The 17616-nt window shown below is 59.9% G+C and carries 14 protein-coding genes and 1 pseudogene; 4 read left to right on the forward strand and 11 right to left on the reverse strand.

All coding sequences use genetic code 11. The features are described 5' to 3' along the window. From GHO03_RS15275 to GHO03_RS15310, 8 genes are all read right to left on the reverse strand, one after another. The coding region (locus tag GHO03_RS15275; RefSeq protein WP_256668618.1) for a cache domain-containing protein at window positions 1-1019 on the reverse strand (1019 nt) is incomplete at its 3' end. Between the two features lie 35 nt (window positions 1020-1054). After that, window positions 1055-2548, reverse strand: a complete 1494-nt coding sequence (locus GHO03_RS15280; protein WP_153400150.1) for a GGDEF domain-containing protein — start codon at window positions 2546-2548, stop codon at window positions 1055-1057. Window positions 2549-2633: 85 nt separating this feature from the next. Further along, window positions 2634-3953: an OprD family porin gene (locus GHO03_RS15285; protein WP_095031980.1), complete on the reverse strand. Its 1320-nt coding sequence runs from the start codon at window positions 3951-3953 to the stop codon at window positions 2634-2636. Window positions 3954-4144: 191 nt separating this feature from the next. After that, entirely contained in the window at window positions 4145-4369 is a 225-nt protein-coding gene (locus tag GHO03_RS15290; RefSeq protein ID WP_095020348.1) for a hypothetical protein, read from the reverse strand. A 229-nt stretch (window positions 4370-4598) separates the two neighbouring features. Further along, window positions 4599-5942: a heavy metal sensor histidine kinase gene (locus tag GHO03_RS15295; RefSeq protein ID WP_095018366.1), complete on the reverse strand. Its 1344-nt coding sequence runs from the start codon at window positions 5940-5942 to the stop codon at window positions 4599-4601. 28 nt (window positions 5943-5970) lie between these two features. Continuing rightward, complete coding sequence (locus GHO03_RS15300) at window positions 5971-6645, reverse strand: heavy metal response regulator transcription factor (RefSeq protein WP_095001527.1); 675 nt, start codon at window positions 6643-6645, stop codon at window positions 5971-5973. 8 nt (window positions 6646-6653) lie between these two features. Continuing rightward, window positions 6654-9749, reverse strand: a complete 3096-nt coding sequence (locus GHO03_RS15305; RefSeq protein WP_095018300.1) for a multidrug efflux RND transporter permease subunit — start codon at window positions 9747-9749, stop codon at window positions 6654-6656. Next, window positions 9746-10891, reverse strand: a complete 1146-nt coding sequence (locus tag GHO03_RS15310) for an efflux RND transporter periplasmic adaptor subunit (protein ID WP_095025446.1) — start codon at window positions 10889-10891, stop codon at window positions 9746-9748. The genes GHO03_RS15305 and GHO03_RS15310 overlap by 4 nt, the downstream gene beginning before the upstream one ends. Window positions 10892-11161: 270 nt before the next feature. Here GHO03_RS15310 and GHO03_RS15315 point away from each other — a divergent pair, with 270 nt between their 5' ends. The 3 genes and pseudogenes from GHO03_RS15315 to GHO03_RS15320 all read left to right on the forward strand — a co-directional run bounded on the left by GHO03_RS15315 (window position 11162) and on the right by GHO03_RS15320 (window position 13128). Continuing rightward, window positions 11162-11389, forward strand: a complete 228-nt coding sequence (locus tag GHO03_RS15315; RefSeq protein WP_095001524.1) for a hypothetical protein — start codon at window positions 11162-11164, stop codon at window positions 11387-11389. Window positions 11390-11541: 152 nt separating this feature from the next. Beyond that, window positions 11542-11823: pseudogene (locus GHO03_RS25875) on the forward strand (PAS domain-containing protein); the annotation flags it as partial. Between the two features lie 258 nt (window positions 11824-12081). After that, window positions 12082-13128: a methyl-accepting chemotaxis protein gene (locus GHO03_RS15320; RefSeq protein ID WP_370688595.1), complete on the forward strand. Its 1047-nt coding sequence runs from the start codon at window positions 12082-12084 to the stop codon at window positions 13126-13128. On the opposite strand, the gene GHO03_RS15325 is transcribed toward GHO03_RS15320, so the two are convergent. From GHO03_RS15325 to norR, 3 genes are all read right to left on the reverse strand, one after another. Then, window positions 13125-13598, reverse strand: a complete 474-nt coding sequence (locus tag GHO03_RS15325) for a GNAT family N-acetyltransferase (protein ID WP_133144792.1) — start codon at window positions 13596-13598, stop codon at window positions 13125-13127. The two genes, GHO03_RS15320 and GHO03_RS15325, sit on opposite strands and share 4 nt — an antisense overlap. A 5-nt stretch (window positions 13599-13603) precedes the next feature. Further along, window positions 13604-14503 (reverse strand): chemotaxis protein, encoded by a 900-nt coding sequence (locus tag GHO03_RS15330; protein WP_095001521.1) that lies wholly within the window; start codon window positions 14501-14503, stop codon window positions 13604-13606. 217 nt (window positions 14504-14720) lie between these two features. After that, window positions 14721-16268, reverse strand: a complete 1548-nt coding sequence (gene norR / locus GHO03_RS15335) for a nitric oxide reductase transcriptional regulator NorR (RefSeq protein ID WP_133144793.1) — start codon at window positions 16266-16268, stop codon at window positions 14721-14723. Window positions 16269-16422: 154 nt separating this feature from the next. Here norR and hmpA point away from each other — a divergent pair, with 154 nt between their 5' ends. Beyond that, on the forward strand, window positions 16423-17595 hold the full coding sequence (hmpA, locus tag GHO03_RS15340) for an NO-inducible flavohemoprotein (RefSeq protein WP_133144794.1): 1173 nt from the start codon (window positions 16423-16425) through the stop codon (window positions 17593-17595). Window positions 17596-17616 lie beyond the last annotated feature (21 nt).

A 17616-nucleotide genomic window follows, 5' to 3' on the forward strand; every position in this document is an offset into this window, starting at 1 on the left:
GTGGCGGCCAGGGCCGCGAGTTCGCCTTCGGCGCGCTGGCGCAGGCGCAATTCGCGTACCAGCAGCCAGGTCAGCCACAGCAGGCCCAGGCACAGCAGCAGGGTTGCGCTGCCGATCAACAGGGCCGTGTGTCGCCAGTTGCTGAATATATGCTCGGTGGACAAAGCCACCACCACCAGCAAGGGTAACTCGCTGATCTGGGCGAAGTTGTAGAGGCGCTGCAGGTGATAGATACCGGACACGGCGGTAAAGCTGCCGTGGCGCTCGGTCAGAAAACGCAGGAAGATCGGCGTGTGCCCCAGGTCCTGGCCGGTATAGAACATGGTGGTGGCCGGGTACTGGATCAGCATGATGCCTTCGCTGCTGACCAGGCTGATATTACCCTTCGGGCCCAGGTCCAGGCCGCGAAACAGGTTCTGGAAGTAGCTCATCTTCATCAGGGCCACGGCGACGCCGCCAAACCTGCCGTCCGGGGTAGTGATCCTGCGGCTGAGTACCAGGCTCCAGTCATTGGGGGCATCGCTGGCAGGCAAGGGGCGGCTGATAAAGATGCCTTCAGTTTGCCCCTTGAGATGAACCTTGAACCAGGACTGTTGGCGAGCGTTGTTGAGCAGGGGCTCGACCGGGCGTGAGCCGGCAATCACCTTGCCGTCGGCATCCAGCACAAAAAAACCGGCATTGGACGGCGCCTCGGCCGCTCTGTCGAAAAGCAGGGGTTGTTGTGTCTGCGGCGAAAGCGAGGCCAGCGCCTGGCTTTGCACCAGGCTGACCAGGCTGTTGAGCGCCGAGTCATAGGTGGAAATGGTATTGCGGATATCACGGCTGATCAGCTGCACGATATTCAAGGCAGAGCGAGCCGCATCATCTTCGGTATTGCGGTATTCCCTGACCAGCAGGTAGCCGACGATGTTCACAATCGCAACCACCGACAAGGCGCTGGCCCAGACCAGCATGCGGCGGGTGATAACCGGTGTGCGCAGATGATATTTAATGGCTTGACCCTCTGAAGAAAAAACCATGTACAGCGGGCCTTTCATTCAAGGCTGGCACTCACTCAGGACAACTCTGCTGCACTGATTACGCAATTGCGCCCGGCCTTCTTGGCCTGATACAGGGCCTGATCGGCGCTGTTGATCAAGCCTGCTAGCTGGTCGCCAGGTTTAACCTGGCGGGTACTGACCCCCATGCTGGTGGTGAGCCGGCGATGGGAGGGCGTCAACGGTTCCAGTTGTTCGACGGCCTGGCGGATGCTCTGTGCCAGGTTGTACGCGCCACTGGCATCGGTATCGCTCAGCACCACTGCAAACTCTTCGCCACCATAACGGGCCGCCAGATCGGTGGAGCGGTGCATGCACTGCTGGATAGTCCGTGCCACACGTTTTAAGGCCTCGTCACCGTCCTGATGGCCATAGGTGTCGTTGAAATTCTTGAAATGGTCAATGTCAAACATGATCAGCGACAGCGGCTTGCCTGAGCGCTGCGCCCGCCGCCATTCCTGTTCCAGGGTCTGGTCCAGCTTGCGGCGGTTGGCCAGCCCGGTCAGCGGGTCGGTGGTTGCCAGCGCTTCGAGCTGGCGCTCGGCGCGTTGACGCAAATGCAATTCACGGCCCAGCAACCAGGTGAGGACAAGCAGGGCGCTACATAACATGAGCGTACCGATACCGACCAAAATGGCGTTACGCCTCCAGGCGCTGAACACATCCTCAGTGGCCAGTGAGACCACCACAATCAACGGCAGGTCACCGACCTCGGAAAAATTGTACAGCCGCTCATCGCCATCAATGCTGGAGAAGGCGATAAAACTGCCTCTGTGTTCTTGCAGAACGCGGACAAACACGGGGTTGTTGCTCAGGTTGGTGTGCGCGTCGGCGGATGCCGGTTCGGGATGCTGGGTCAGTGGCGTGCCATCAGTACTGATCAGTCGGATAAATCCATGGGGTTCCAGGTCGAGCCTCTGGAACAGGGTCTTGAAATAGTCCAGCTTCATCTGCGCCACCGCGACGCCGAGAAACCTGCCGTCAGGCCCGGAAATCCGCCGGCTGAAGCTGATGCAGCAAATGCCATCGTTTTCAGCTGAGTCAAAAGGGTGGGGGATAAACAGGTTGGGGCTGTTGGAGTCACGGTGCTCCACAAAACTTGGCCAGTGGCTGAAGTTTTCTTTGGGGCTGACTTCAGTGCGTGAGTCGGCGACCAGGTCGCCTTGGGCATTGAGCAGGTAAAAGCCGCCATTGGCCGGGGTCTGTTCGGCTTTATCGAACAACAGCATATGTTTCAGCGGCAGGGAGACACTGTTCAGGTCGCTGCGTTTTGATACGTCGATCAGTGCGTTGAGCGCTGAGTCGTAGAGATTTACCGTGTTTTGAACGTCACGCCCGACCAACTGCACGATATTGAGGGAAGTGCGGATGGCGGCCAGTTCTGCGGTGCGGTGTTCGCGTACCAGCAGGAAGCTGACGATGCTCAGAATGGCAATGATTGAAACGCTTGTGGCGCCGATCAGCAGGCGTAGGGTCAGCACGTTACTGCGCAAGATATGCTTGATGGCCATGCTCATTGTCGCCCTGGGTTCGGCCCCATAAAATGAACGCAATCATATGAAAAGGCCAGCTTTACGCTGGCCCTTTGTTCATGGATTAAAACACATCAATAGGATAGTCGATGATCACCCGATACTCATCCACATCGCTGTCCACGCTCTGGTAGGCCGTGTTGCCGCGGTTGGTGGCCCAGCGCAGGGTCACTGCCAGATCCTTGGCCTTGCCTTCCTGGATCACGTACTTGAGGCCCAGGTCGCGTTCCCAGTGATGGGCGTTCTTGCCTTCCGGGTTGTACCAGTTGCTGTAGCCGATGCTGTCGGGGTCGGCCTTGGTCAGGTCCAGCTCACCCCGTGAATACGACGCACTGGCGGTCAGGCCGGCGATTCCGAGGCCGGCAAAGTCATACTCATATTGCAGCTTCCAGGAACGCTCGTTCGGGCCGTTGAAGTCCGAATATTGCTGCGAGTTGTCCAGGTAAACGCTGTCGCCCTGATAGATATAGTCGAAAGGCGTGTTGCCATTGACCCGCTGGTACACCGCGGTCACCTTGTGGCCGTCAATGCCGAGGGCCAGGTGCAGGCTGAAGGTGTTGTTGTCGATATCGCCCAGCAGGGCCTTGCCGGTGTCCTGGGTGTGATAGTAGTGCAGGCCGGGGTTGAGGGTGATGCCCTCGCTCATCTCCCAGGTGTAGTCAAAGTCGTAGTAGTACTGGTTCCAGATATCCTGCAACTGGGCGGCGTAGAGGTTGCTGGTGATTTCTGGCACGCCGCTCCAGGACGCGCCGGCCCAGGTGATGTGCTTGCTGCTTTGATCGCCCAGGTCACCGTAGGTGGTGGTCAGGCGGCGCATGCCACTCTGGTTGTAAGGTTTTTCAAAACTGACCTGGCCGCCTTCGAACATCCAGCCTTCGAAGCTGGTGTTGGTCAGGCTGACACCGCGAAAGGTCTGCGGCAACATGCGGGTTTCACCGCCGGCTATTACCGGATTGGTGAGGAACATATCACCGGCTTTGAGCTCGGTATCGAAAGCGCGGATTTTCAGTGCGGCACCGGCAGACGAAAAGGCGGTAGGCGCTTTGCCGTTGCCATCACTGACTGGCAGGATGCTGCTGCCATCGGTGCCACCACCGCCATCGAGCTTGAGCCCGAGCAAGGCGTAGGCATCCAGGCCGAAACCTACCGTACCCTGGGTGAAGCCCGATTCGAACTTGCCGACAAAACCCTGGCCCCATTCCTTGCTGTCATCAGCATGGGGGCTGCGGATATCGTGGTTCATATAGTAATTGCGGGCGTGGATCTTAAGGCTGGAACCTTCGATAAAACCGTCTTTGGTTGAGTCTTCGTCGGCGTGGGCGTAGGTGGGGATCGTTGCAGCCAGGGCAATGAATAACGGACTGAGTTTGTGTGAGTACTTCACCAGTTTGTTGCTCCTTGAAAGTGGCGGCAGTTTTTATTTTCTTTGCAAATTCTGTTCTTGTTCGAAGGGCTCCCAGTGTTGGCAGCGCTTTTTTTAAAACAAAAAAAAGCCGCTATGATAGCGGCTTTTGAAACAGTCAGTCACATGTGTGACAGATGACCGACTGGGTCGGGAAGTCTGCGAGTGAGCAATCAGCTGTCTTTGGCTTGATCGGAAACACTGGCTTTTGCCTGTGTAGGCTGCGGTTTTGCGTCGTTTTGATGGCGTGCTGTCAGCTCTGACTGATGCTGTTCAAACGATGCCGCGCGGGCCGCATTTTGTGCGACGAATGCAGGGGACTCTTCCGCCATGGCCAAAGGCGACAACAACAAAGACGACAAAACGAAAACGCTAGCCATACCCATACTGCTGGACATTTCAAAGACCTTCTTGCTTAGCAAGTGCTGTGTGATGGGTTAAATCTATAGCGCCAGGCAGGGGCGAAAAAGCCTTGTTTTAGACAAGGGCTTTTGCGTTTTGAGTAACAAATGCGAGGGCCGTGGACTAGAGCCTCGGCAGCTACAGGAAAACTGCAACTGTGGGAGCGAGCCTGCTCGCTCCCACAATAGGGCTTGACCTGCAACAGAGTATCTACAGTGCTACAGGTCAAGCGGGCAGATCCAACCCGAATGTATTGCGCCCGCCGTCGCTGTGCACAAACACCTCGCCGCCATGCATCTGTGCAATCGCCTTGACGATGGCCAACCCCAGCCCGTGGTTGGCACCGCTGTTGTGGCGGGCCGCGTCCACCCGGTAGAAACGCTCGAACAAGCGCGGCAAGTGTTCTGCGGCAATCGGTAGGCCGGGGTTGCTGATGCTGATTATGGCCCGCCCGGAATTCTGCTCGATCGACACCTCGATCGTTTGCCCGGCTTCGGTGTGCTGCACGGCATTGTTCAGCAAGTTGATCAGCGCCCGGCGCAGGTGGGGTTTTTCGATATTGACCCGGGCATCGCCGCTGACCCGCACCACAACCCGGGCGTCTTCAAGAATAAACTCCAGATACTCCAGGGTGGTCGCCACTTCATCAGCCAGGGAGGCGCTCGACAGCTTGCTGGCCTTGCTGCCCTGATCGGCGCTGGCCAGGAACAGCATGTCGTTGATGATGCTGCGCAGGCGCTCAAGCTCTTCGAGGTTCGACTGCAGCACTTCAAAGTAATGCTCGGCCGAACGCCCCCGCGTCAGCGCCACCTGGGTCTGGCCAATCAGATTGGTCAGCGGCGAACGCAGTTCATGGGCCACATCCGCATTGAATGACTCCAGCCGGGTCCAGGCCTGCTCGACGCGGTCCAGGGTCGAATTGAAGGCACTGACCAGTTGGTCCAATTCCGGAGCCAGCGGTGCCAGGTGCAAACGCCCCGACAGGCGCGGTGGAGCCAGCTTTTGCGCTTCTTCAGACAGCTTGATCAGCGGCTTGAGGCCGATGTGCGCCACCCAATAGCCGAGCAATGAGGCCAGCAGTACGCCAATCGTTGCCAGACTTATCAGGGCAAGCAGCAAGTGATGCTGGGTCTGGCGAAAGGTCTGGGTATCGATGGCAATCAAAAAGCGCAGCGCCGGGCGCTGCTCTTTGGCTGGAATTTCGCTGATCAATACTTTGAACGGGTAGGCCTGGCCGGGCAGGCGCAAGTCCCGCACGCCCACGGGTCCTTGGGCAAATTTGCGCACGGCTGCCTCGGGGTTGCCGTACTCATAGGCCGGGTCTGAACTGATCGCCCAAAACCGGATGCGTTTGTCCTCTTCGCTGAGCAGCTTGAGCTTGGTGCTCATCTTGGCCCAGTGCTCGGCGTTGCCGTAGCGGTTGATCGATGACTCAAGCACGCTGTAGCGGGCATCCAGCTCTGCTTCAGGCAGGCGGCCGATACTTTTGTCGACCTGCTGGTACAGCGCTCCACCAATCAGCACAAACACCAGTAATGCCACCAGGGCGAACATTGCGCTCAGGCGCATGGCGATGGAGTTCAGGGCGGCGGGGCGCTTAAACACTGCGCCGCTCCAGCACGTAGCCCATGCCGCGAATGGTGTGCAGCAGCTTGTGTTCGAATGGCCCGTCGAGCTTGGCGCGCAAGCGTTTGATCGCCACTTCGACCACGTTGGCGTCACTGTCGAAATTGATGTCCCAGACCATCTCGGCAATGGCGGTCTTGGACAGGATCTCGCCCTGACGACGGGCCAGCACGCTGAGCAATGAAAACTCCTTGGCGGTCAGGTCCAGGCGGGCTCCGGCGCGGCTGGCCTTGCGGCTGATCAGATCTATCCACAGGTCGTCGACGGTCACTTGCACCGGTTCGTGACCGCCGCTGCGGCGGGTCAGGGCTTGCAGGCGGGCGACCAGCTCCAGGAACGAGAACGGTTTGCCCAGGTAATCGTCAGCGCCTTCGCGCAACCCGCGTATGCGGTCTTCCACCCGTTCGCGGGCGGTGAGCATGATCACCGGGGTTTGCTTGCGCGCGCGCAAGGCCCGCAGTACGCCAAAGCCATCGAGGCCAGGCAGCATCACATCGAGCACGATCACGGCGTAATCGCTCTCCATTGCCAGGTGCAGACCTTCGATGCCGTCGCGGGCCACATCCACTGTGTAACCCTGCTCGGTCAGGCCGCGGTGCAGGTAGTCGGCGGTTTTTTCTTCATCTTCAATAATCAGAACGCGCATGACCCGCCTCAGTGATTCGTCGCCAGCAAGCTGACGGGTTTGGAACGATGGAACAGTCGTTCAAGCCACAAGTATATGACCGGCGTGGTAAACAGCGTCAGCGCCTGGCTCACCAGCAGCCCGCCGACAACGGCAATCCCCAGAGGCTGGCGCAGTTCGGCGCCGGTGCCGTAGCCCAGCATCAGCGGCAGGGCGCCGAGCAGCGCGGCGAGAGTGGTCATGATGATCGGCCGAAACCGCGTGATACACGCCTGGTAGATGGCCTCTTCGGGGCTCAGGCCACGGGTGCGCTGGGCATCGAGGGCAAAGTCGATCATCAGGATGCCGTTTTTCTTGACGATACCGATCAGCAGCACCAATCCGATCAGCGCCATGATCGAGAAATCCTGGCCACATATCCACAGCATCAGCAGCGCGCCAAGCCCGGCCGAGGGCAGGGTGGAGATGATGGTCAGCGGGTGTACAAAGCTCTCGTACAGCACCCCCAGAATGATATACACCGCCACCAGCGCCGCGAGGATCAACCACGGCTGGCTGGCCAGCGAACTTTGAAAGGCCTGGGCGGCGCCCTGAAAGTTGCCACTGATGGTGCCGGGCATGCCGATGTCGTTTTTTGCCTGATTGAGCATCAGCACCGCATCGCCCAGGGCCACGCCGGGGGCGAGGTTGAACGACAGGTTGGCGGCCGGGAACATGCCGTCATGGCTGATGGACAACGGCCCGCTGATGGGCGCATCGACCCTGGCCACGGCCGACAGCGGCACCATTTCCCCGGTCAGCGGCGAGCGCAGGTAGAAGTAATTGAGGCTTTCGGCCTTGCCACGCTGCTGCGCGTCGACTTCCAGAATCACGTTGTACTGGTTGGTCTCGGTCTGGAACTCATTGACCTGGCGCTGACCGAAGGCGTCGTACAGTGCTTCATCGACATCGGTGGCGGTCAGGCCAAAGCGCGCCGCCGCATTACGGTCAATGCTGATATGGGTGATGCTGCCCCCCAGTTGCAGGTCGTTGGACAGATCTCGAAAGGCCGGATTGGCGCGCAGTTTTTCGGTCAGGCGCTGGGTCCAGGTGGTGAGCGTCGGACCATCGTTGCTCTTGAGCACATATTGATACTGACTACGACTGGGGCCCGAGCTGAGGTTGATATCCTGGCCGGCACGCAGGTACAGCACGATGCCAGGCACCTTGGCCAGTTGCGGGCGAATGCGGTCGATAAATTCACTGGCCGACACGTCGCGCTGGCCGCGGTCCTTGAGGGCAATCCAGAAGCGGCCGTTGGCGATGGTCTGGTTGCTGCCGGTCACGCCCACGGCATGGGAGAACGCCTGCACGGCCGGGTCGTTGCCGATGATCTCGGCCAGCGCCAGATGCTTTTGCGTCATGTCCGGGAATGAAATGTCGGACGCCGCCTCGGTGGTGCCGAGTACAAAGCCGGTGTCCTGCACCGGAAAAAAGCCCTTGGGGATCAACACATAGCCGGCGATAGCCATGGCCAGGGTCACGGCGAAAATCCCCAGCATCAATCGCTGATGCGCAAGGGCCCGCTTCAGGCCTTTTTCATAGAGGCCCAGCAGGCGCTCGCCAAAGCCCGGCCTGGCATCGGGCTTGTGTTCCGGTGTGCGCATAAACAGCGCGGCCAGTGTGGGCGCCAGGGTCAGCGATACCACCACGGAAATCATGATGGTCGAGGTCGCGGTCAGGGCGAACTCCTTGAACAACCGCCCGACCACCCCGCCCATAAACAGCAGCGGGATAAATGCGGCCACCAGTGAGACGCTGATGGATACCACGGTAAAGCCGATCTCGCTGGAGCCCTTGATCGCTGCGTCGCGCATGCTTTCTCCGGCTTCCAGATGGCGGTGGATGTTCTCCACCACCACAATCGCATCGTCCACCACAAAGCCCACCGCCACCACAATGGCCACCAGCGTCAGGTTGTTGAGGCTGAAGCCCAGCACATACATCAGTGCGAAACTGGCGATCAGCGACACGCCGAGTACCGCCGACACAATCAGCGTGGCCGACCACTGGCGCAAAAACAGCGCCATCACCGCAACCACCAGCAGCACGGCGATCAGCAGGGTGATTTCCACTTCATGCAGGGAGGCGCGAATGGTCTTGGTGCGATCGCTCAGCACCGTCACTTCGACCGAAGCCGGAAGCATGGCCTGCAGACCGGGCAGGGCGGCCTGGATGCGGTCTACCGTGTCGACGATATTGGCCCCCGGCTGGCGCGAAATCACCAGGTTGAGCCCCGGCTGGTGGCCCGACCAGGCCTGAACATAGTCGTTCTCGGAACCGTTGATAACCCGTGCCACATCCCGTAGCTGCACGGGGGCGCCATCCTTGTACGAGACGATTAACTGGCCATATTCATCCGCGTCGAACAACTGGTCGTTGGTCGACAGCGTAGAAATGCTCGACGGGCCATACAGCGCGCCCTTGGCCAGGTTGAGGCTGGTTTGCTGGATCGCCAGGCGGATATCGGCCAGGGTCAGGCCGATGGCCGCCAGCTTGTCGGCCGAGGCCTGGACGCGGATCGCCGGGCGTTGCTGACCGGTGATATTGATCAGGCCCACACCATCAATCTGGCTGATTTGCCGGGCCAGCAGGGTTTCGACGTAATCGCTCAGTTCAGTGCCTGGCATCTGCAGCGAACTGATGCTGAGGATCAGTACCGGGCTGTCGGCCGGGTTGACCTTCTTCCAGGTCGGCAGGGTCGGCATGTCCTTGGGCAGTTTGCCGGACGCGGTGTTGATCGCTGCCTGAACCTCTTGCGCGGCGGTGTCGATGCTTTTGTCGAGGGTGAATTGCAGGGTCAGGGTGGTCGAGCCCAGGGCGCTGCTGGAGGTCATCTGGGTCATGCCGGGGATGGCGCTGAATTGCACCTCCAGGGGCGTTGCCACCGAAGACGCCATGGTGTCCGGGCTGGCGCCGGGCAATTGCGCAGATACCTGGATGGTCGGGAATTCCGCCTCGGGCAAGGGCGCCACGGGTAACCGGGGAAAGGCAATCAGCCCCACCAGCACCAGGGCGAAGGTCAGCAATACCGTGGCGACCGGGTGATCGACACACCAGGCGGACACCGAGCGGCTGCGGGTCATGGCTGCACCCGGGCAGCCGTTGGCCCGCTCAGGACTTCAACCCGCGAGCCGGACTTGAGCCGCGACTGGCCATCGCTGACCAGTGTGTCGCCGGGGTTGACGCCGGTGATGATGCTCAGTTCGGTGTCCTGAAAAGTCAGCTGCACGGGAACGGTTTCGACCTTGTCGCCGCTGACCCGGTAGACGAAGTAATTATCCAGCCCGCGCTGCACCACTTGCGGTGGCACCACCAGGGCGTTGCGGTCCAGTCCGGTCTGGATTTCGACATTGACCAGCTGGCCGGGCCACAAGCTTTGCGTGGAGTTGTCGAACTGAGCCTTGGCCTTGATTGTGCCGGTGGTTGCCGAGACCTGATTGTCGATCAGGCTAAGGCGGCCCTCGCCCAGTTGCGTGCCGCTGCTGTCGGTATTGCCTACAAAGGCTTTGACCCGGGCCGGTTGTTTGGCCGTGAGCAAGTCGTGGAGCAGGGGCAAGTGCTGCTGGGGCAGGGAAAACTCCACGGCAATGGGGGCGATCTGGGTCACGGAAAACAGCCCCTGGGCATCGCTGACCCTTAGAAAGTTACCCGCATCTACTGCGCGAATGCCCACGCGCCCGCTGACCGGGGACTGGATTTGCGTATAGGACAACTGCACCTGTGCCGCGGCAATCGCCGCCTGATCACCCTGTGCCGAAGCCTTGAGCTGATTGACCAGGGCTTGCTGCTGATCGAGGGTTTGCCGGGACACGCCATTGTCCACGCTCAACAACTGATAGCGCTTGAGGTCGGCCAATGCGACCTGCAGTTGCGCCTGGTTTTGTCCCAGTTGGGCCCTGGCCTGATCCAGGCTGGCCTTTATCGAGCGGTCATCGAGAGTAGCCAGCAGGTCGCCAGCCTTGACCGTCTGGCCTTCCTTGACCCGAATACCCGTGAGGATGCCGTCGATTTGCGGACGTATGATGACGCTGTGCAGCGACAGTACGGCGCCAATCCCGTTGATATAGCGCGGTACATCCTGTTGCAGGACTTGCACGACCCGCACCGGCACTGGCGCGCTACCTGCCGATTTGCCGGGCGCCGGGCGATTGAGCCACCAGACGCTGCTACCCATCAGGGCAATCAGCAGCGTGCCCAGCAAGATTTTTTTGGTTTTATTGGGCATGCCGGATAGACGCCGTGTGCGTGGAATGGGGGCTTATAGAAAGGTTATAGCGTGTGGACCCGGTCATAACGGTGACGGCTAACTGACATTTGTGACAGCTTTAAGGTTTGTAGCAGCTGCCTCGTTCCTTCGGCAGCTGCTACGTCACGGGTTTTCACCGCGGGTTGGATTATTTTTACGACCAGCGAGTGCAACCTATACAGGGTGCGCAGGTATACTGGGCGGTCTTGCGCCATCCGGCCTGTTTATTTCCCGTATATCGGAGCTTTCATGACTTCTCCTACACCAACGACCGCTCCTGATGCCGTGAGCACCGAGAACCTCGATACCCCGGAAAAACCGGTCATTCCTGCGTTCACTTTTCCGTTCAAGCCATCGGAGTTTGCCAAGGCCAAGTCCCAGGGCAAGGCGTACTACCAAAAAAGCGGCCTCGGCGGTCATGATAAAACCCCTAACGCGCCCCCTCATGGCACCCGCAAAACCATGGGCAAACGCTAATTTTATGCCCTAAAAAGTGGCAATATGCCATTAGTGTTTGTTCAGGCCTGATTAACTCCTTTAGTCATGCGCCAGATCAGTATTTGCTTAATAGGTGCGCTTAGAGTCGACGACCCTGCCGACTCTTCTCTAATAATCCGAGCGCGCCCGTCATGAAAATCAATCTACCGATTACCGGCCGACCCGTTGATTTTGCCCCCGACGCCAACATCCTCTCCACCACTGATCTCGACAGCACCATCACCTACGCCAACCCTGACTTTATCGAGGTCAGCGGTTATGAACTGAGCGAGTTGCTGGGCACCCCGCACAACCTGCTGCGCCATCCCGACATGCCGCCCGCCGCTTTCAGCCATATGTGGCAGACCCTCAAGGCGGGGCGCTCGTGGATGGGTATGGTGAAAAACCGTTGCAGAAACGGTGATCACTATTGGGTCAGCGCCTATGTCACGCCGGTGATGAAAAATGGCGAGACCGTCGAGTACCAATCCGTGCGTACCCACCCGACTCCTGAACGTGTCGCGGTCGCCGAGGCCCACTACGCCGCTCTACGCTCGGGGCGCAAGCCGCTGTTGCCGGCCGGCTTGCGCCTTGGCTTGGGGGGCAGGCTGGCATTGTTTGTCAGTGCCGTATTTGGCGCCGTTACAGCCGTGGGCACGCTGTGGCTGGCCAGCGTTGACGCACAGGCCGGGCTGTTGATCTGGCTGCTGGGCAGTCTGTTGAGTTCGCTGGCCATTGCCTGGTTGCTGCGGCCTTTGCATGCATTGACCCGTCGCGCCAAAGGCGTTGGCGACAATCCGTTGAGCCAGCAGATTTATACCGGGCGCCGTGATGAGTTCGGCCAGATCGAGTTTGCCCTGCATATGCTTGAGGCCCAGGTCGGCGCTGTGGTGGGGCGTATCGGTGATGCCTCGCAGCGATTGGCCGGGCACGCCAGCGAACTGGTTCAGCATCTGCAAAGCAGCCATGCCAGCACCTTGAATCAACAGTTGGAGACCGATCAGGTGGCCACTGCTATCAACGAAATGGCGGCGAGTGTGGCGCAGGTAGCGATCAACGCCCAGCAGGCGTCGCAAGCAGCCGATCGGGTGCAAAGTGAAACCCGTGAAGGCCATCAGCTGGTGACGCAAAGCCGCAGCACGGTGCAGCACCTGGCGACGGAGCTGGAGCGAGCCACCGAGGTGGTGCATCATCTGGAAAGTCACAGCAGCGATATTTCCTCGGTGCTGGAAGTGATCCGCAGTATTGCCGAACAAACCAATTTGCTGGCGCTCAACGCCGCTATCGAAGCGGCCCGCGCAGGTGATCAGGGCCGCGGCTTTGCCGTGGTGGCCGATGAGGTCCGTGGTCTGGCCCAGCGTACGCAGCAGTCGACCAGTGAAATCCAGGCCATGATCAGCGCTCTGCAAGAAGGTGCCCGGGCGGCGGTGCAGGTCATCCAGCAAAGCAGTGAATACGCTCAGAGCAGTGTCAATCAGACCCAACTGGCCAGTTGCGCGCTGGACGGGATCAGTGCACAAGTTCAGAAGATCACCGAGATGAGTGTGCAGATCGCCTCGGCGGTCGAAGAGCAAAGCGTGGTCAGTGAAGATATCAACCGTAATATCGCCGGGATTCGCAGTGCCTGTGACGTCACTGTGGATGCCGGGCAACAGAGCCATCGCCATTCAGGGGATGTCGCCGAGCTGGCCGCAGGTTTGCGCTCGCTTGCGCAAGAGTTCTGGCAAACCCGGCGCTAAAGCGCCTCGCGCTGGATCAGGGTCATGCCGTGCTTGTCGTACAGGCGCCGGGCGTTGTGGTTGTGCTCCATGACCTTGAGATCCAGGCAAGCCTCACGGCGCTGGCGGAAAACGGCAAAGACATGGTTGAGCAGTGCGCCGCCCAAGCCCCGGCCCCGGTGGTGCGGGTGTACCGCCAGATCCTTGAGGTAGGCGCTGGTCCAGGCCTGGGCAACCGCAACGGCCTGGCCCTCCAGGAGGATCACAAAACACAGTGCGGGATCGTACTCGGGGTCATGCTGCAGGCCGTGTTGCCAGTCCTGCAGGGTTTGGATGCTACCGGTGCCGTCGGTATGGCTCAGGCTGATCAGGGCATGTACCGGTTGCAGCAGCTCCTCGGTGAGTGCCACCAGGGTGAAGCCCTGGGGCCAGTGGGCCGGTGGCAATGGCTGGCGCAAATCTTTGCGCAGCAACAGGCAATACTGGCTCATGCTACTCAGTAACCTTGCTCGGCAACCGTGCGCGCGGCGAGGATCAAGCACTGTGTAAGCTCCGGCGAAGAGAACTTGGTCAGCACCGCATTGGCCCCCGCCAGGCGCGCCTTTTCGCTGTTCATCGCGCTGTTGAGCGAGGTGTGCAGCAGCACATACAGATGGGCAAAGTCCGGGGTGTCGCGCACGGTACGGGTAAAGGCGTAGCCATCCATTTCCGACATTTCGATATCCGACACCAGCACGTTGATCTGATCCGGCGTGCCTTGCAGCTCCAGTAACCGCTCGATGGCTTCCTTGGCGCTGCGTGCGGTGTGGCAATGCAGGCCCAGGTTGCGCAGGGTAATGACCGACTGTTGCAGGGCCACCTGACTGTCATCCACCACCAGAATGCGGGCATTGGCCAGCAGTTTTGACTCTTCTTTGCTGAGGCTGTCGCTGGCGTCCTCGACCTTGGCCGGGGCGATGCCGTGGATTACTTTTTCGATATCCAGCACTTGCACCAGTACACCGTCGACCTGGGTCACACCGGTGATATACGAGCGCTTGCCAGAGCCGTAGGGCGGCGGACGGATATCGGTGCTCAGGCAGTGCACGATTTTGCTCACCGCCTGCACATGCAGCCCCTGTTTGGAGCGGCTGACATCGGTGACGATCAGGCAACCAGCGTCCGGGTCGAGCAGCGGCTGCTCGCCGATGGCACGGCTCAGGTCGATTACCGACAGTGCCGCGCCGCGCAACACGGCGATGCCTTTAACATTGGGGTGGGACTCGGGCATTTTGGTCAGCGGCGGACAGGGAATGATTTCACTGACCTTGAGCAGGTTGATCGCCAACAACTTGCCGCTGCGCAGAGTGAAGAGCAGAAGGGAGAGTGAGTCTGCGCGGGCATTGTTCGATGACATAAAAATCTTCTGTGCTGGGAGCGATACGGGGTTATCGACCTGAATGTTACGGGCTTTAACCGGCCGGCATAAATCCCCTTGTAGATACTCTGTTGCAGGTCAAGCCCTATTGTGGGAGCGAGCCTGCTCGCGAACGACCTTCGCGAGCAGGCTCGCTCCCACAGTTGCAGTGTTCCTGCAGCTGTCGAGCCTGCGTTCCTCGGCAGCTGCTACGGGATCAGGGTTTCAGGCCCAACCGTTTGGCCATGCGGGCCAGGTTTGCCCGGTCAAGCCCCAGCTCCCGCGCCGCACTGGCCCAGTTGTGCTGATGGCGTTCCAGGCAGGTGCTGATCAGCTGGCGCTGGTAATTTTCAGTGGCCTGGCGCAAGTCGCCCACGGCATCCGACAGGCTCTGGGGGGCGATCGGCGCAGCGCTGGCGCCGGAGGTCGGCAAATCCAGATCCGCCGCCGTCAGGGTCAGGATGCGCGGCCGCGAGCTGCAATTGCCCAAAGCTTTAAGGGCGCTGCGGCCAATCAGGTGTTCCAGTTCGCGCACATTGCCCGGCCAGGAATACTGCACCAGCGCCGCCTGCGCGTCGGGACTCAGGCGCAGGCTGCCCAGGCCCATGCGCGAGCGGTTTTGCTCCAGGAAAAAGCCGCTCAGCAGCAACACATCACGGCCGCGTTCGCGCAAGGCTGGCACCCTGAGCGGGTAAACGCTAAGGCGATGGTAAAAGTCGGCGCGGTAGCGACCGCTGCGCACTTCTTCGGCCAGGTCGCGGTTGGTGGCTGCGATCAGGCGTACGTCGACCCGGTGCTCCTGATCTGAGCCCAGGCGTTGCAACTGCCCGCTTTGCAGCACCCGCAACAGCTTGGCCTGCACGGTCAGCGACAGCTCGCCCACTTCATCCAGAAACAACGTGCCACCGTTGGCAAGCTCGAACTTGCCGCGTCGGTCGTTGGTGGCACCGGTAAAGGCACCGCGCACATGGCCGAACAGTTCGCTTTCAACCAGCGTGTCGGGCAAGGCCGCGCAGTTAAGGCTGATCAGCGGTTTGTCTGCCCGTGGCGAGGCTGCGTGAATAGCCTGGGCCACCAGCTCCTTGCCGACACCGGTTTCACCGGTTATCAGTACCGTCAGGTCGCTGCCGCCCACCAGGGCAATTTCTTCCAGCAAGCGTTTGTGCACCTTGCTCTGGCCGATCAGCTCCTTGTTGGGCGAGCCATTGGCTTGCCGATAGAGTTCGGCCTTGCGCTGCTCATCCTCGACCCGCAATGCCAGCCGTTCGATCCGTTGAGCCACATTGACCGTAGCGGCAGCCAGGCTGGCAAAGGCCTGCAGGTCATCCAGCGAGACCGGCTCGAAGCGTTTGGAATCCAGTGCGTCGAGGGTTAGCAGCCCCCATGGGCGCTCTTCGACAAACAGCGGGCAGCCCATGCAGTCGTGGACTTCCAGGTGTTCGGCCAGCCCGTCGACCAGGCCGTCGTAGGGGTCTGGCAGTTCGCAGTTGCTGGGGAAACGGGTGGGCCCTGGACTTGCGAGCAAAGCCTGAAAGCGCGGGTGCTCGCTGACTTTGAAGCGCCGCCCCAGGGTGTCCAGGCTCAAGCCATCAACAGCCAACGGCACCAGCCATTCGCCATCCAGTCGCAGCAGGGCTGCGGCATCGCAAGGCAGCAGGGTGCGCAGCGCGTGCAGCAAGCGGCGATAGCGTTCGCTCTCGGGCAGATCACGGGACAGATCGTCCACCAGCGGCAGCAGGGTGGTCAGTAGCAGTTTTGCAGTCATTTTGACCTCGCGTAGTCTTTATGACTATATAGTAACTCGTGTCAAAATGACTATATTTGTATTAACTTGCTGATTTTAAAGGGTTTAATTGTTGGCACGGAAACTGATAAGTAAAGGGTAATTGTTGAAGCCTAAGTGCTCAGGAGTCACCCATATGCTTACTGCTCAGGATCGTGCCATCGTTAAATCTACCGTGCCACTGCTGGAAAGCGGCGGTGAAGGACTGATTACCCACTTCTATCGCATGATGCTTTCGGAATACCCGCAAGTGCGTTCGCTGTTCAACCCGGCCAACCAGGCCAGTGGCGACCAGCCGCGAGCACTGGCCAACGGCGTGCTGATGTATGCACGGCACATCGATCAGCTGGACCAGTTGGGCGATCTGGTGGCCCGGATCATCAACAAGCATGTTGCGTTGCAAATCCTCCCTGAGCACTACCCAATTGTTGGCAGCTGCCTGCTGCGGGCTATTGAAGAAGTGCTGGGCAGCGACATCGCGACCCCGCAAGTGCTCAGCGCCTGGGGAGCGGCCTACAACCAGTTGGCCGATATCCTGATCGGTGCCGAAGCTGCCATCTACGACGAAAAAGCTGCAGCACCCGGCGGCTGGCGCGGCGGGCGCGAGTTCAAACTGGCTGCCAAAATCCAGGAAAGTGCTGAAATCACTTCGTTTTACTTCCGCCCGGTAGACCAGCAACCGATCCTCGACTTTGCCCCGGGCCAGTATATCGGTCTGAAACTCATGATCGATGGCGAAGAAGTGCGTCGCAACTACTCACTGTCGGCGCTGGCTCAGGTCGGTCGCTACCGTATCAGCGTCAAGCGCGAGAAGGGTGGGGTGGTGTCAAACTTCCTGCACGACCGTCTGAATGTGGGCGATACCCTGGAGCTGTTCCCGCCAGCGGGCGACTTCACCCTGGCCAATAGCGAAAAACCGCTGGTGCTGATCAGTGGCGGTGTGGGCATAACACCGACCCTGGCGATGCTTGAAGCGGCCCTGGCGACAAAACGCCCGATCCACTTTATCCACTGTGCCCGCAATGCCGATGTGCATGCCTTCCGCACATGGATCGATGAACTGGCAGACCAGCATCCGCAATTGAAGCGTTTCTACTGCTATGACGAGCAGGGCGAGTCTGCAAATCATGTAGGGCTTTTGACCGAAGAAGTACTGGCTCAGTGGTTACCGCAAGAGCGTGACCTGGATGCCTACTTCCTGGGGCCAAAAGGCTTTATGGGGGCGGTCAAGCGTCATCTCAAAGCCCTGGGTGTGCCGGAGCAGCAAAGCCGCTACGAGTTCTTCGGCCCGGCAGCCGAGCTGAAGTAGGGCGCGTGGTAGCTGCCGAGG

It is taken from the genome of Pseudomonas sp. FSL R10-1339, from assembly GCF_009600545.1.
Classification (GTDB): domain Bacteria; phylum Pseudomonadota; class Gammaproteobacteria; order Pseudomonadales; family Pseudomonadaceae; genus Aquipseudomonas; species Aquipseudomonas bubulae.